The 13821-nt window shown below is 68.4% G+C and carries 10 protein-coding genes; all 10 read right to left on the minus strand.

The window, feature by feature from the left end; genetic code table 11:
* Window positions 1-45 precede the first annotated feature (45 nt).
* Entirely contained in the window at window positions 46-3549 is a 3504-nt protein-coding gene (locus tag AB0F52_RS28695) for a DNA-directed RNA polymerase subunit beta (RefSeq protein ID WP_360177603.1), read from the minus strand.
* A gap of 816 nt (window positions 3550-4365) precedes the next feature.
* On the minus strand, window positions 4366-5343 hold the full coding sequence (locus AB0F52_RS28700) for a hypothetical protein (protein WP_360178245.1): 978 nt from the start codon (window positions 5341-5343) through the stop codon (window positions 4366-4368).
* A gap of 82 nt (window positions 5344-5425) precedes the next feature.
* A complete protein-coding gene (locus AB0F52_RS28705) occupies window positions 5426-6001 on the minus strand; it encodes a hypothetical protein (protein WP_360177605.1) in 576 nt (191 codons plus the stop codon).
* 37 nt (window positions 6002-6038) lie between these two features.
* Complete coding sequence (locus AB0F52_RS28710) at window positions 6039-7304, minus strand: MlaD family protein (protein ID WP_360177608.1); 1266 nt, start codon at window positions 7302-7304, stop codon at window positions 6039-6041.
* Window positions 7304-8476: an MCE family protein gene (locus AB0F52_RS28715; protein ID WP_360177611.1), complete on the minus strand. Its 1173-nt coding sequence runs from the start codon at window positions 8474-8476 to the stop codon at window positions 7304-7306. Before AB0F52_RS28715 ends, AB0F52_RS28710 begins: the two co-directional genes overlap by 1 nt.
* On the minus strand, window positions 8473-9657 hold the full coding sequence (locus AB0F52_RS28720) for an MCE family protein (protein ID WP_360177614.1): 1185 nt from the start codon (window positions 9655-9657) through the stop codon (window positions 8473-8475). The genes AB0F52_RS28715 and AB0F52_RS28720 overlap by 4 nt, the downstream gene beginning before the upstream one ends.
* A complete protein-coding gene (locus AB0F52_RS28725) occupies window positions 9654-10640 on the minus strand; it encodes an MCE family protein (protein WP_360177617.1) in 987 nt (328 codons plus the stop codon). The genes AB0F52_RS28720 and AB0F52_RS28725 overlap by 4 nt, the downstream gene beginning before the upstream one ends.
* A complete protein-coding gene (locus AB0F52_RS28730; protein WP_103342387.1) occupies window positions 10637-11665 on the minus strand; it encodes an MCE family protein in 1029 nt (342 codons plus the stop codon). Before AB0F52_RS28730 ends, AB0F52_RS28725 begins: the two co-directional genes overlap by 4 nt.
* Window positions 11662-12987 carry an MCE family protein gene (locus AB0F52_RS28735; protein WP_360177620.1) on the minus strand — a complete coding sequence of 442 codons (1326 nt, stop codon included), beginning with the start codon at window positions 12985-12987 and terminating at the stop codon, window positions 11662-11664. The genes AB0F52_RS28730 and AB0F52_RS28735 overlap by 4 nt, the downstream gene beginning before the upstream one ends.
* The gene (locus AB0F52_RS28740) at window positions 12984-13820 is read right to left on the minus strand and encodes an ABC transporter permease (protein ID WP_013222533.1); all 837 of its coding nucleotides are present in this window, start codon (window positions 13818-13820) and stop codon (window positions 12984-12986) included. The genes AB0F52_RS28735 and AB0F52_RS28740 overlap by 4 nt, the downstream gene beginning before the upstream one ends.
* Between the last annotated feature and the right edge of the window lies 1 nt (window position 13821).

Here is a 13821-nt window from a genome sequence, read left to right on the forward strand (position 1 = left end):
GGCGAGCCGGGGCCCACGGGAGGCAGGCCCCGGCTCAGCTCGCGATCAGTGCACGACGTCGTCCACCGAGGGCGACTCGTTGCGGGACAGGTTGATGCCGAGGTTGGCCGCGGCGCGCTCGAGGTCCTCGTCGTCGGAGTCGCGCATCTCGATCGAGGAGCCGTCGCTGGAGAGCACCTCGACGTTGAGGCACAGCGACTGGAGCTCCTTGAGGAGCACCTTGAACGACTCCGGGATGCCCGGCTCGGGGATGTTCTCCCCCTTGACGATGGCCTCGTACACCTTGACGCGGCCGACCACGTCGTCCGACTTGATCGTCAGCAGCTCCTGCAGCGTGTAGGCGGCGCCGTACGCCTGCATCGCCCAGCACTCCATCTCACCGAAGCGCTGGCCACCGAACTGCGCCTTACCACCCAGCGGCTGCTGCGTGATCATCGAGTACGGACCGGTGGAGCGGGCGTGGATCTTGTCGTCGACCAGGTGGTGCAGCTTCAGGATGTACATGTAGCCGACCGCGACCGGGTACGGGTACGGCTCGCCGGAACGGCCGTCGAACAGGTTGGCCTTCCCGTTCTCCTTCACCATCCGCTCGCCGTCGCGGTTCGGCTTCGTGCTGCTGAGCAGGCCGGTGAGCTCGTCTTCCTTGGCGCCGTCGAACACCGGGGTGGCGGTGTTCGTGCCGGGCTCGACGTCACGGAGCTCGGGCGACAGGTTCTTCGCCCAGTCCGGGTTGCCCTCGATCGTCCAGCCCTGCGAAGCCAGCCAGCCCAGGTGCAGCTCGAGGATCTGGCCGATGTTCATCCGTCGCGGGACACCGTGGGTGTTCAGGATGATGTCGACCGGGGTGCCGTCCTCCATGAACGGCATGTCCTCGACCGGCAGGATCTTGCCGATGACACCCTTGTTCCCGTGCCGGCCGGCGAGCTTGTCGCCCGGCTGGATCTTGCGCTTCTGGGCCACGTAGACGCGGACCAGCTCGTTGACGCCCGGGGGCAGCTCGTCGTCGTCCTCGCGCGAGAACACGCGGATGCCGATGACCTTGCCGGTCTCGCCGTGCGGCACTTTCAGGGAGGTGTCGCGGACCTCGCGGGCCTTCTCGCCGAAGATCGCGCGGAGCAGGCGCTCCTCCGGGGTCAGCTCGGTCTCGCCCTTCGGCGTGACCTTGCCGACCAGGATGTCGCCGTCGCGGACCTCGGCACCGATCCGGATGATGCCGCGCTCGTCGAGGTCGGCCAGCACCTCCTCGGAGACGTTCGGGATGTCCCGGGTGATCTCCTCGGCGCCCAGCTTCGTGTCGCGGGCGTCGATCTCGTGCTCCTCGATGTGGATCGACGTCAGCACGTCGTCCTGCACCAGGCGCTCGGAGAGGATGATCGCGTCCTCGTAGTTGTGGCCCTCCCACGGCATGACCGCGACCAGCAGGTTCTTGCCGAGCGCCACCTCACCGTTTTCGGTGGACGGGCCGTCGGCGATGACCTGGCCGGCTTCGATCCGGTCGCCCTCGTTGACGATCGGGCGGTGGTTGAAGCAGGTGCCGTGGTTCGAGCGGCGGAACTTGTAGAGGCTGTAGCTCTTCCGCGTGCCGTCGTCGTGCATGACCGTGATCAGGTCCGCCGACAGCTCCTCCACCACGCCCGACTGCTCGGCGACCAGCATGTCGCCGGAGTCGATCGCGGCCCGCAGCTCCACGCCGGTACCGACGTACGGCGCCTGGCTGCGCAGCAGCGGCACGGCCTGACGCTGCATGTTCGCGCCCATCAGCGCGCGGTTCGCGTCGTCGTGCTCGAGGAACGGGATCATCGCCGTCGCGATCGAGACCATCTGCCGCGGCGACACGTCCATGTAGTCGACGTCGAGCGGGTCGATCAGCTCGACCTCGCCGCCCTTCCGGCGGACCAGGACGCGGTCTTCGATGAAGGTGCCGTCGTCGGAGATCGGCGCGTTGGCCTGGGCCTTGACGAACCGGTCTTCTTCGTCCGCGGTCAGGTAGTCGATCTGGTCGGTGACCCGGCCCTCGACGACCTTGCGGTACGGCGTCTCGATGAAGCCGAACGGGTTGACCCGCGCGTACGAGCAGAGCGAGCCGATCAGGCCGATGTTCGGGCCTTCCGGCGTCTCGATCGGGCACATCCGGCCGTAGTGCGACGGGTGGACGTCGCGGACCTCCATGCCGGCGCGCTCACGCGACAGACCACCCGGGCCCAGCGCGTTGAGGCGGCGCTTGTGGGTCAGGCCGTCGATCGGGTTCGTCTGCTGCATGAACTGCGACAGCTGCGAGGTGCCGAAGAACTCCTTGATCGCCGCGCCGATCGGGCGGATGTTGATCAGGGTCTGCGGGGTGATCGCCTCGACGTCCTGCGTGGTCATGCGCTCGCGGACGACGCGCTCGGTGCGCGACAGGCCGACCCGGATCTGGTTCTGGATCAGCTCGCCGACGGTCCGGATCCGGCGGTTGCCGAAGTGGTCGATGTCGTCGGTCTCGACCGGGATCTCGGTGTTGTTCGCCGCGGTCATCTTGTCCTCGCCGGCGTGCAGCCGGACCAGGTACTCGATGATCGTGACGATGTCCTCTTCGGTCAGCGTCCCGTTCTCGATCGGGGTCGAGAGGCCCAGCTTCTTGTTGACCTTGTACCGGCCGACCTTGGCCAGGTCGTAGCGCTTCGCCTTGAAGAACAGGTTCTCCAGCAGGGTCTGCGCGCTCTCCTTCGTGGGCGGTTCGCCCGGGCGGAGCTTGCGGTAGATGTCGAGCAGCGCCTCGTCGGTGCCGGCGGTGTGGTCCTTCTCGAGGGTGGCGAGCAGCGTCTCCGAGAAGGAGAAGCGCTCGCGGATCGCCTCGGTGGTCCAGCCGAGCGCCTTCAGCAGCACGGTGACCGGCTGGCGGCGCTTGCGGTCGATGCGGACGCCGACGGTGTCGCGCTTGTCGACGTCGAACTCCAGCCAGGCACCGCGGCTCGGGATGACCCGGACGCTGAAGACGTCCTTGTCGCTCGTCTTGTCGATGTCCTTGGAGTAGTAGACGCCCGGCGAGCGGACCAGCTGGGACACCACGACACGCTCGGTGCCGTTGATGACGAAGGTGCCCTTGTCGGTCATCACCGGGAAGTCGCCCAGGAAGACCGTCTGGCTCTTGATCTCGCCCGTGTTGTTGTTGACGAACTCCGCCGTGACGAACAGCGGGGCCGCGTACGTCATGTCCTTGTCCTTGCACTCCTCGATCGAGGCCTTGACCTCGTCGAAGCGCGGAGCGGAGAAGGACAGGGACATCGAACCGGAGAAGTCTTCGATCGGGGAGATCTCGTTGAGGACCTCTTCGAGGCCGCCGACCGGGTTCTCTTCACCTGCCTCGACACGGCGCTGGAACCACGCTTCGTCCCCGGTGAACCACTGGAACGACTGGATCTGGACGTCGAGCAGGTTGGGGGTGTTCAGGGGTTCGCGAATCTTTGCGAAGGAAACCCGCTTGGGCGCGCCGGGGATTCCCGTGGCCTCCGAGCGAGATTCAGCCGAGGTGGTCGCAGCAGTGGCCTGGTTCGCGGGAGAGACTGCCAAGATGCGTCCTTCCGGGGACAATGAGCGGTGACGGCCGCCATAGCAACAGCTATGAGCGACTGTCAAGGGTGCCGTGTGCCCACTATCCTAACTACCGGCTCCGGGCAGCCTGAAAGAGGGCAGCGCAAAGAGACAGTCTAGCCCGAACGTCGCGGTCTGTCCAGGGGGCGCTCCCGATGGGGCCCAGCCTGCTTCGCAACGTCTTCAGGTATGCCTCCGGGCGACCCGGAGGTCCCTCCCGCAAGGGCCCCGGTTTCGCCGTTGGGAGTAAGCGTGACCCCACCGGAGCTTCCAGTCAAGATGCCACACGGGGGTCCCGCCGGTTGGCGCAGCGTGGAAGAGGGTCAGCGGAGCGTGAGCGGCCGAATATCATTCCAGCTACCCGCCGGTAACGCCACCTTGAGGGGCTCTACCTGGGGTTTCGCCCGGATCGAGGGGTATGGCGCAGGCCACTCGGGCGGAGTGGATCCGGGCGTGTCGGGAGCGGAGATTTCGCGGATCGGGGACGGATCGGGGACTTCGAAAGTCCGGTTCGGAGGCGCGAGAGAGCGCTTACGGCCGTCCGCGGCGGCGTGAGTGCGTGAGGCCCGCGCGGCGCCACCCACCCGCCCACGCGCCCCTCACGGCGATGTGAGCACGCGACAGCGCGACGAGCCCTCCGGGGCCCGCGCTGCGCGGCACAGCGACGTGACCACCCTTCGTGCCCGCTCGGCCACCCGGGTCCGGGCGGCGCTCCCACCGGAACACCGCGATGCCGCGCCCGCCGGCGACCCGCGATTCCCGCCGTGCGAGAAAGGCGGAGACCGCCCGGTGGACCTACTTGGACGGCGAGGGGGACGCCGGCGCCGACGAGGGTGCCTGCGACGCCGCCGGGACCTTCGGGGCGTTGTAGGTGTCCATGTCGGTGATCTTCCACTTGGCGCCCTGGAGCTGGGCGTTCAGGTGGAGCTGGGCCGTGCCCGCCGTCGTCTTCTTCGTGTCCGTGCGGGTCGAGGTCTGGTCGACGAAGACCATCACCTTCGCCAGGTCGCCGTTGAGCATGATCACCGCCGCGCGCGTCACCTTGCACGTCACGATCATCTTCTGGGCCGGCGCCAGCCGCTTCACCTCGCCCATCAGCGAGTTGTACTTGTTCTTGACGTCGTCGTTGGCGAGCAGGTCGTTCGCCGCGTCCTCGGTCTTCTTGATGTTGTTGAAGTCGTAGGAGAACAGCGCCTCGGCCGCCTTCGACACCGCGTCCTTGACCTGCGCGGTCTTCGCGACGTCCAGCAGGGCCGTGTTGCTCGTCGCCGAGGAGACCTTCACCTCTTCGGACTTGAACCAGAACGCCAGCCCGCCCAGGACCAGCGCGACCAGCACCAGCGCACCCGCCACGAGGTACGGCCTCGGCACCTTCGAACCCGCGGGCTTCTCCGGCTCCGGATCCGCATCCGAGACGGGGACCTCGGATTCCTCGGTCGGCTTCGCGATCCCGGTGTCCCGCTTCTTCCGCCGCGGCGCCGGCCGCGCCGGGGCTTCCTCCTCGTCGGCCGGGGGCTCACCCGTGAGCGCGTCGACCTGCGGCTCTTCTTCGGCACCGGTGCCGACCGGCGCGAACACCTGCGTGTCCTCGGCGGGCGCCAGGTCGTCGAGCCGCCCGCTGGTGGACTCCACCGGCTCGGCCGGCTCGGCGGCCGGCCGGGGTGCCGGCCGCGGCGCCGGCCGCGGACGCGGCTTCGCGGGCGGCACGGCGGGCAGCTGACCGGTCCGCTCGGCGGCGGTCTCGTCCGTCGGGGGCTTGCGCAGCCCGGCCACGCGGGGACGCCGCGACGGCGACGGGGTGCTGCGCGGCGGCTGGCGGCGGGAGGGGGGCACTACGGGCTCCTTCTGGGTAAAGCTACTGGCCGGCCGCGACGAGCGGGACGCTGTCGATGCCGGACAGCTTCCAATCATCGCCCACCCGGGTCATCGAGACTTCGAGGCGCAACGGCTTCGCGCTGCTCTTGTCCCCCTGGGTGACGGTGGTGGCGATCGCGGCGAGGAAGCTGGCCTTGCCTTCGTGGTCGTCCAGCTCCTCGACGGCGACGTCCTGGACGTCCGTGGTGACCTTCGTCTTGGCGTCCGAGAGCGCCTTGCGGAACGTCGGCGCCGACTGGTCGATCTGCTGCGCCATCTTGTCGTCCGACACGGCCTTCTGCCGGGCGAAGAAGCCGTCGAGGTCGTTGTAGTCGACTTCGGTGTAGGCCTTCAGCGCGTTGGTGCCCGCCTTCACCACGGCATCGCGCGACGCCGCCAGGCCGGCGTTGTCGTCGTTCGCCGCCACCCACCACAGGACGCCGAAGATCGCCGCCGCGATGAGGGCGGCCAGTGCCAGTGCCGCGGCGCCGAGCACCAGGGTCCGCGAGGGATCCTTCGACGGCGTCGGGGAGGGCTCCTCCGCCACTGCCGTGGCGGCCGGCTCGTCCGTGCTCATGACACTCCAGGGTAGGTAACGGTCGTCAAAATCGGCGTCAGGTCAGGCCGAGCAGCGAGCCCAGGCTGGTGAGGCTGACGCCGGGGCTGCCGACGATGCCCGGCACACCCCGGGTGTTCCGCTCCTCGGCCAGCTCTTCGGCCGGCCGGTTCGCGTTGGCCGAGACGTCGCTGTCCGACGGCGCGACCGGCACCCCGCCGTAGGGCGCGTTCTGCGCCCCGCGGACGTTGATCGGGCTGCCCTTCGGTTCGGCACAGTACGCGTCTTCCTTCGCCGGCTTCGCGGAAAGGTCGTTCCCGGTGCGGAACTGCGAATACGGGAGGTACCCCTTGGTGCAGGCCGGCGGGTTGAACAGGTTGAGCACCAGGCCGAGGTGCGCGGTGCCGTCGCCGGGCGCCACGCTGCTCGCCGCCCCGGCCAGCGCCGGGTAGGTGACCAGGCCCTGCTCGATCCCGTCGAGGCGGGTCACGGTCAGGTTGGCCGTGGTGAGCAGGTTCGCCGTCAGCGCGCCCAGGCCCGGGCCGGACTCGGCCAGCACCTGGCTGATCTGGGACGCCACCTGCGGCGTGACGCCGATGAGCTTGCGCAGGTCGCCGTCGGAGTTCTTCAGCGTGCCGGTGAGCTCGTTGAGGCTCTTGCTGAACGAGGCGAAGTTCGCCGCCTCGGCGTTCTGCGTGTCCAGCACCTGGCCGCCGGCGTCCAGCAGCTGGATCGTCTGCGGCAGGTACTGCTGCGCGGTGGTGGTGAAGCTGCGGGCGGTGTCCAGCAGCTTCTGCAGGTCGCCGCCGGTGCCGCGGAAGGCGTCGTAGGACTCGTCGACGACCGTGCGCAGCGAGTCGACCGGGACCGACGCGGCGAGCGAGTCGAGGTCGCCGATCAGCCGGTCGGTGCTCACCGGGGTGGTCGTCTTCGACGCCGGGATGACCGAACCCGACGCCAGGTACGGGCCCTTGTCGGCCTTCGGCTTGAGGTCGACGTACTGCTCGCCGACCGCCGACCGGTTGGCGACGACGGCGTCGAGGTCCGCGGGCACCTTCGGCGCCGACGGGTCGATGTTCAGGTCGGCCTCGAGCCCGGTCTGGGTGAGCCGCATTTCGCCGACCCGGCCGATGTTGTAGCCGCGGTAGGTCACCTCGGCGTTGGTGAAGATGCCGCCCGACTCGTTGAGCTGCAGCTTCACCGTGTAGCCGTCGTTGCCGAACACGCTGCCGAGCCCGGCGAACCGGATCAGCGCGTAGACGATCGCGACGACCGAGATCACCACGAAGGCGATCAGCTGGATCTTCGTCCGGCGGATCAGCATCAGCCCGCACCTCCCGGCAGGAGCCCGAAGAGGTTGCCCAGGCCCGGCTTCGACTGCTGTTGCCCGGTGCCGGGGATCGGCAGCGGCGGCGGCTGGTTGGCCGGTGTGCCCTGGACCCCGCCGGTCAGGCCGGCCAGCGGCAGCTGCCCCGACAGGGCGTTCTGCCGGCTGTTGCCCAGGTTCTCCACCACGGTCTTCAGGTTCAGGTCCACCTTCGCGAACAGGTTGAAGTAGTCGCCCTTGACGCCGTTGACGGCCTGGTCGCTGAACGGGAACGTCAGCAGGATCTCCAGCGCCTTCGGCAGGTCGTTGCCCGCCTCGCCGAGCTTCTGCAGCGTCGGCGTCAGCGCCTTCAGGTCGGCGACGAGGTCCTTCTGCGACTTGTTCACCGTGTCGGTGGCGACGCCGGAGAGGTTGTCCAGCGCCTGCAGCATGGTGACCAGCTGGCCGCGCTGCTGCTCCAGCACGCCGAGCCCGGGCCCGAGGTTGTCGACCGCGCCGACCAGCTTGTCCTTCTGGTCGTTGAGGGTCGAGGAGAGCCGGTTCAGCCCGTCGATGGCCCGGGTGATGTTCTTCGACTGCCGGTCGAGGTTCGTCACCAGCTGGTTCGCGTTGTCCAGCAACGCCTTGATGTCCGGTTCGCGGCCGGACGTGGCGTTGTTGAGCTCCTTGGTGATGGTGTTCAGCTGGTCGACGCCCCCGCCGTTGAGCAGCAGGGACAGCGCCCCGAGCAGCTCTTCGACCTCGACGCTGCGGTTCGTGCGGGCCAGCGGGATGGTCGCGTTGTCGGCGAGCTTGCCGTGGGCCTGGTCGGCGCCGGGCGAGGCCAGCTCGACATACTTCTCACCGAGCAGGCTGGACTGCTTGACGTTGGCGATCGCGTTGGCCGGCAGCTTGATGCCGCCGTTGACCCGCAGCGTGACCAGCGCGTGCCAGCCGTCCTTGGTGAGCCCGACGTTCTCGACCCGGCCGACCGGCACCTCGTCGACCTTCACCCCGGCCTGCGGGGTCAGGTCGAGCACGTCGCGGAACTCGACGTTCACCGTGTACGGGTGGTCGCCGAGGTCGGCGCCACCGGGCAGCGGCAGGTCGTAGATGCCCTTGAAAGCACAGCCGGACAGCGTCAGCGCGGACGCCGTGACCAGCACTCCGACGGTCAGTAGCTTTTTCACTGGCCACCTCCGTAAAGCTGCCCGGCGATGGGCAGCGGCAGCGGCGGCAGCTGACCGGACTGCAGGGCCTGCACGGTCTGCGCCACGGACGGCAGCGGGATCACCTTGTCGACCACGCCGGCGATGCTCTCGCAGGCGTTGCCGAGCACGTCCGGGATGCTGTTGGTGCCGACCTGCTTGAGCAGCCGGCAGATCATCACCAGCGGCGGCTGGGTCAGTTCGTTGAGGTTCGGCCGGGCGTCGAGCGTGCCCGCCGCGCCGTTGTAGGTGTTGACCAGGTTGCTCAGGCCGACCGGGGCGACGTCCAGGATCTCGGCGAGCGAGCTGCGCTGGTCGACGAGCACCTTGGTGATGCCGGCCAGCTTGTCCACATTGGACTTCAACCGGTCGTGGTTCTGGTCGATGAACGCCTGCACCGCGGTGAGCGTCGTGCCCAGCTGCTGCACGGTCGCGGCCAGGTTGTCCTTTTCGGACGCCAGGTAGCCGCTGACGTCGGCGAGCCGTCCCTCGAAGGTGCGGACCTGCTTGTCGGAGTCGGCCAGCGTCTGCGAGAACTTGCCCAGGTTCTCCACGGTGGAGAACAGGTCGTCCTTGTTGCCCGACAGCGTGCCGGCCGCCTGGCCGAGCTTGGTGATCGTGTCGTGCAGGGCCTGGCCGTTGCCGTCGACGTTGGCCGCCGCGGTGTTCAGCAGGTTCGACAGCGAGCCGGACTTGTTGGCGCCGTTCGGGCCGAGGGTCTCGCTGACCCGGGCCAGGCTCGACGCGAGCTGGTCGACCTCCAGGGGCACCTCGGTGCGGTCGAGGCCGATGACCGCGCCGTCGGAGATGCGCGGGCCGCCGGTGTAGGCCGGGGCCAGCTGGACGTAGCGGTCCGACACCAGCGACGGCGCCACGATGAGCGCCTTCGCGTCGGCCGGGACGGCCACCGAGCGGTCGTACTCGAAGTCGACCTTCACCTGGTTGCCCATGGGCTGGATCTTGGTGACCGTGCCCATGTCGACGCCGAGCATCCGCACGCTGTTGCCCTCGTACAGGCCGACGGCGCCGGCGAAGTACGCGGTCAGGTGGTTGCGGCCGGCGTCCTTGAGGGTCCACCAGATCCCGCCGGCGACGACGAGCGCGAGCACGATCGCGATGGTGAAGCCCCGGGTCAGGGCCATCCCGAAGCGGGTGTCACTCATTTCGTGTAGCACCCCTCTTCGTTGATCGGACCGAACGACGGCAGCAGCAGGCCGCAGATGTAGTTGTCGAACCAGCGGCCGTTGCCGATGGTGTTGGTGAAGACGCGGATGAAGGGCGCGAACTTCTTGAGCCCCTCGGCCAGCGAGTCCTGGTTGCGCTGCAGCATCGACGTCAGCTGGTCGAGCTGGGTCAGCACCGGGTCGAGCTGCTTGTCGTTGTCGTCGATCAGGCCCTGCAGCTGCGTGGCCAGCTGGCGGGAGCCGTCCAGCAGCGCGGTGATCGCGTCCTCCCGCTTGGCCAGCTCGGCGAGCAGGTCGTTGCCGTCGGTCAGCAGCTTCTGCACCTCGGCGTCGCGGTCGACCAGCGTCTGCGACACCTCGCGGGTGTTGGCCAGCAGGTTCGACAGCTGCTGGTCACGCGACGCGATCGTGTCCGACAGCTTCGACAGCCCCGACAGCGCGCCCTTCACGTCCTCCGGCGTGTTGGCGAAGGTCCGCGAGATCGTGTCGAAGCTCTGCGCCAGCTGCTTGGTGTCGATGTTGTCGACGGTCTGGGACAGCCCGCGGAAGGCGTCGAGCACGTCGTAGGGCGCCATCGTGCGGTCCCGCGGAATGCCGCTGCCCGGGTTCAGTGCGCTTTCGCCCTGCGGGTCCAGCGACAGGTACTTCTGCCCGAGCAACGTCTTGATCTTGATCGCGGCACTGGTCCGGTCGCCCAGCCAGGCGTCCTTGACTTTGAACGACACCTTCACCGACGCGCCGTCGAGCGCGATGTCGCTGACCTTGCCGACCTTGACGCCGGCGATCCGGACGTCGTTGTCCTTCTGCAGCCCGGACGCCTCGCTGAACTCGGCGCTGTAGGTGGTGCCGCCGCCGATCACCGGCAGGTCGTCGGAGTTGAGCGCGGCGGTGAAGGCGAGCGCCAGCACGACGATCCCGACCAGCGCGATCGGCACGGGGTTGCGCTTCTGGAAGGACTTCATCCCTGGCACCTCGCCCGGTTCGCCGGAATCAGGGGCAGGGCGACGTCGTTGATCAGTGGCGGCAAGCTCACGCTCCCGGAGAACTCACAGGCGTAGAAGTTGAACCAGGAGCCGTAGTCCGCGGTGCGGGTCAGCGTGCTCACCTTGGTCGGCAGGAACTGGATGAAGTGCTCCAGCTCCGGCTCGTTCTTGTTCAGCGCGCTCGTCAGGTTCCCGAGCGCGCTGATGTCGTTCTTCAGCGGCTCGCGGACCTCGCCGAGCAGCCCGGACGTCGTCTGGGCCAGGTTGCCGAGGCTCTCGATCGCGTCGCCGATCGGCTTGCGGTCGGCGGCCAGCCCGGACACCAGCTGCTGCAGCTTCACGATCAGGTCGTTGAGCTGCGGGGTGTGCGCGTTGACCGTGTCGAGCACCGAGTTGAGGTTGTCGATCACCTCGCCGATCACCTGGTCCTTGTCGGCGATCGTGGTGGCCAGCGACGCCGTGTGCGACAGCAGGCTCTCCACGGTGCCGCCCTCGCCCTGCAGGACCTGGATGACCTCGTAGGACAGCTTGTTGACGTCCTCGGGGTTGAGCGCGGTGAACAGCGGCTTGAAGCCGTTGAACAGCTCGGTCAGGTCCAGCGCCGGCGTGGTCCGCTCCAGCGGGATGGTGCCGCCGGGCTGCAGGGTCTTGCCGGCGCTGTCGTCGCCCTCGCCGAGCGAGACGTACCGCTGGCCGACCAGGTTGCGGAACTTGATCTGCGCGGTCACCCCGGCCGGCAGCGTCCGGCCGGCGTCGACCTCGAACTCGACCTCGGCCTGCCGCTTGTCGACGATGTGCACGTCCTTGACCTGCCCGACCCGGACGCCGGCGATGCGGACGTCGTCGTTGGGCAGCAGCAGCGTCGCGTCGGTGAAGCGGGCCTTGTAGGCGTTGGTGCTGGTGGTGTTGATGTTGGCGATGCTGATCCCGAGGATCGTCGTGAACAGCACGGTGACCACCACGAAGATGCCGAGCTTGATCAGCGGCGCGAGCAGGCCCCTCACTTGACCGTCACCTCCGCACCCCGGTACAGCGGGCCGACGAGCAGCGAGCTCCAGCCCGGGACGTCCGCGGCGGTCATGCCCAGCTGCGGGCCGAGGAGATCGGCCAGGAAGCCCTGCTCCGCCGTCGAATACGCCAGGTCACCACCGCTGCCGCCGTTGCCGGCCGCGTCGGCCTTGAACTTGGCCGGGTTGAGGCCCTCGCCGGCGCTCTTCGGCGCGGCCTGGTGCAGCGTGCCGTCCTTGAACGCGCCGTCCGGCGGCTCGGACGGGAACGGCTTCGGGATGTCCTTGATGTCGTAGCAGCGCGGGCCGCGCTTGTCGTCGAACCGCGGCTCTTCCTTGCCGGCCTGGTACGGCGCGCGCGGCACGATGATCTCGATGGTCGCGTGCAGGCCGGGCTGGTTGGTGCCCTTGCCCAGCGCCTGGTCGATCAGCGGCACGTTCTTGGCCATCTGGGAGATCACGCAGGGGTACTCCGGCGCGTACTTCGCCAGCAGTTCGGCCGTCGGCCGGGCGGTGTCGACGAGGGAGATGATGTTGTCCTTGTTGTTCTGCAGGAACGTCTGCAGGTCCACCGAGGCCTGGGTCAGGCTGCCGTAGAGGTTCGACAGGTTCTGCCGCTCGTCGACCACGGTCCGGGTCGTCGTGCTCAGGTTGTCCAGGCTCTGCACCAGATCGGGTGCCGCGTCCTTCAGGTGGTCGGAGAACTCCGCGAGCGCTTTGAGGTTGTGCTGCAGTTCCGGCTCGTGCGGGTTCAGCTCGCCGATGTAGGTGCCCAGCTGCGAGAGGGTGTCGCCGAGCTGGTCGCCGCGGCCGGACAGCGCCGTCGAAATCGCCGTGAGCGTCGCCGACAGCTTCTGCGGCTGCACCGCCTGCAGCACCGGCATCAGGTGGGAGAACGCCTGCTCCAGCTCGACCGCGCTCGACGTGCGGTCCTGCGGGATGACGTCCCCGCTGGCCAGGGTCTTCGCCGACGGGTCCTTCGGGATCTCCAGCGAGACGAACCGCTCGCCGAAGAGCGTCTTGGGCAGGAACCGCGCCGAGACGTTCTCCGGGATGAGCTTCGCGGACTCCGGCTGGAGCGCCAGGGTCAGCTCGGCGCCGTGGTCGGTGGCGACGATGTCCTGCACCGAGCCGACGATCAGCCCGCGCACCTTGACGTCGGACTGCTTGATCAGCTGGTTGCCGATCTTGTCGGCCTGCAGCTTGACCGTGACGACCGGCGTGAACGCCTTGTCGTAGAGCGCGATGGACAGCGCCACCCCGCCGACCATCACGGCGATGAGCAGCAGGCCGAGCAGCCTGCGTCGGAGCGTCCTCATCCCGCGATCCTTACCGTGACGTCGGTTCCCCAGATGGCGAACCCGATGAAGAAGTTCATGATCGACACCGTGACGATGGACAGCCGCACGGCCTTGCCGACCGCGACGCCGACACCGGCCGGGCCGCCGGTCGCCCGGTACCCGAAGTAGCAGTGCGACAGGATGATCAGGACGCTGAACAGCAGCACCTTGATGAAGGAATAGAGCACGTCCTGCGGTGGCAGGAACAGGTCGAAGTAGTGGTCGTAGGTGCCGGCCGACTGGTGGTAGATGTAGATGACGACCAGTCTCGACGCGAGGTACGAGCTCAGCAGGCCGATGATGTAGAGCGGGATGACCGCGACGAACCCGGCGATGATCCGCGTCGTGACCAGGTACGGCAGGCTCGGCACGCCCATGACCTCGAGGGCGTCGATCTCCTCGGAGATCCGCATCGCGCCGAGCTGGGCGGTGAACCCGGCGCCGACGGTGGCGCTCAGGGCGAGCCCGGCGACCAGCGGAGCGATCTCGCGGGTGTTGAAGAACGCGGTCAGGAAGCCGGTGAAGGCCGACGTGCCGATCGAGTTCAGCGCCGAGTAGCCCTGGAGGCCGACGAGGACACCGGTGAACAGCGTCAGGCCGACCATCACGCCGACCGTGCCGCCGATGACCGCCAGCGAGCCGGAGCCGAAGCTGACCTCGGCCAGCAGCCGGAGCACCTCTTTGGTGTAGCGGCGCAGCGTCCGCGGCGTCCACAGCAGCGCGCGGCCGTAGAACGACATCTGGTCGCCGAGGGTGTCCAGCGTCTGGAGGGGTCGATTTACGACGCGTTTAGCGCCCTGGAGGAACGTCATG

It is taken from the genome of Amycolatopsis sp. NPDC024027, assembly GCF_040638975.1.
In the GTDB taxonomy this organism is placed as follows: Bacteria; Actinomycetota; Actinomycetes; order Mycobacteriales; family Pseudonocardiaceae; genus Amycolatopsis.

Excerpts from the sequence above, each read along its gene's own strand:
- AB0F52_RS28705 (WP_360177605.1), bottom strand. The coding sequence starts at position 6,001 with ATGAGCACGGACGAGCCGGCCGCCACGGCAGTGGCGGAGGAGCCCTCC.
- AB0F52_RS28710 (WP_360177608.1), bottom strand. The coding sequence starts at position 7,304 with ATGCTGATCCGCCGGACGAAGATCCAGCTGATCGCCTTCGTGGTGATC.
- AB0F52_RS28720 (WP_360177614.1), bottom strand. The coding sequence starts at position 9,657 with ATGAGTGACACCCGCTTCGGGATGGCCCTGACCCGGGGCTTCACCATC.
- AB0F52_RS28725 (WP_360177617.1), bottom strand. The coding sequence starts at position 10,640 with ATGAAGTCCTTCCAGAAGCGCAACCCCGTGCCGATCGCGCTGGTCGGG.
- AB0F52_RS28735 (WP_360177620.1), bottom strand. The coding sequence starts at position 12,987 with ATGAGGACGCTCCGACGCAGGCTGCTCGGCCTGCTGCTCATCGCCGTG.
- AB0F52_RS28740 (WP_013222533.1), bottom strand. The coding sequence starts at position 13,820 with ATGACGTTCCTCCAGGGCGCTAAACGCGTCGTAAATCGACCCCTCCAG.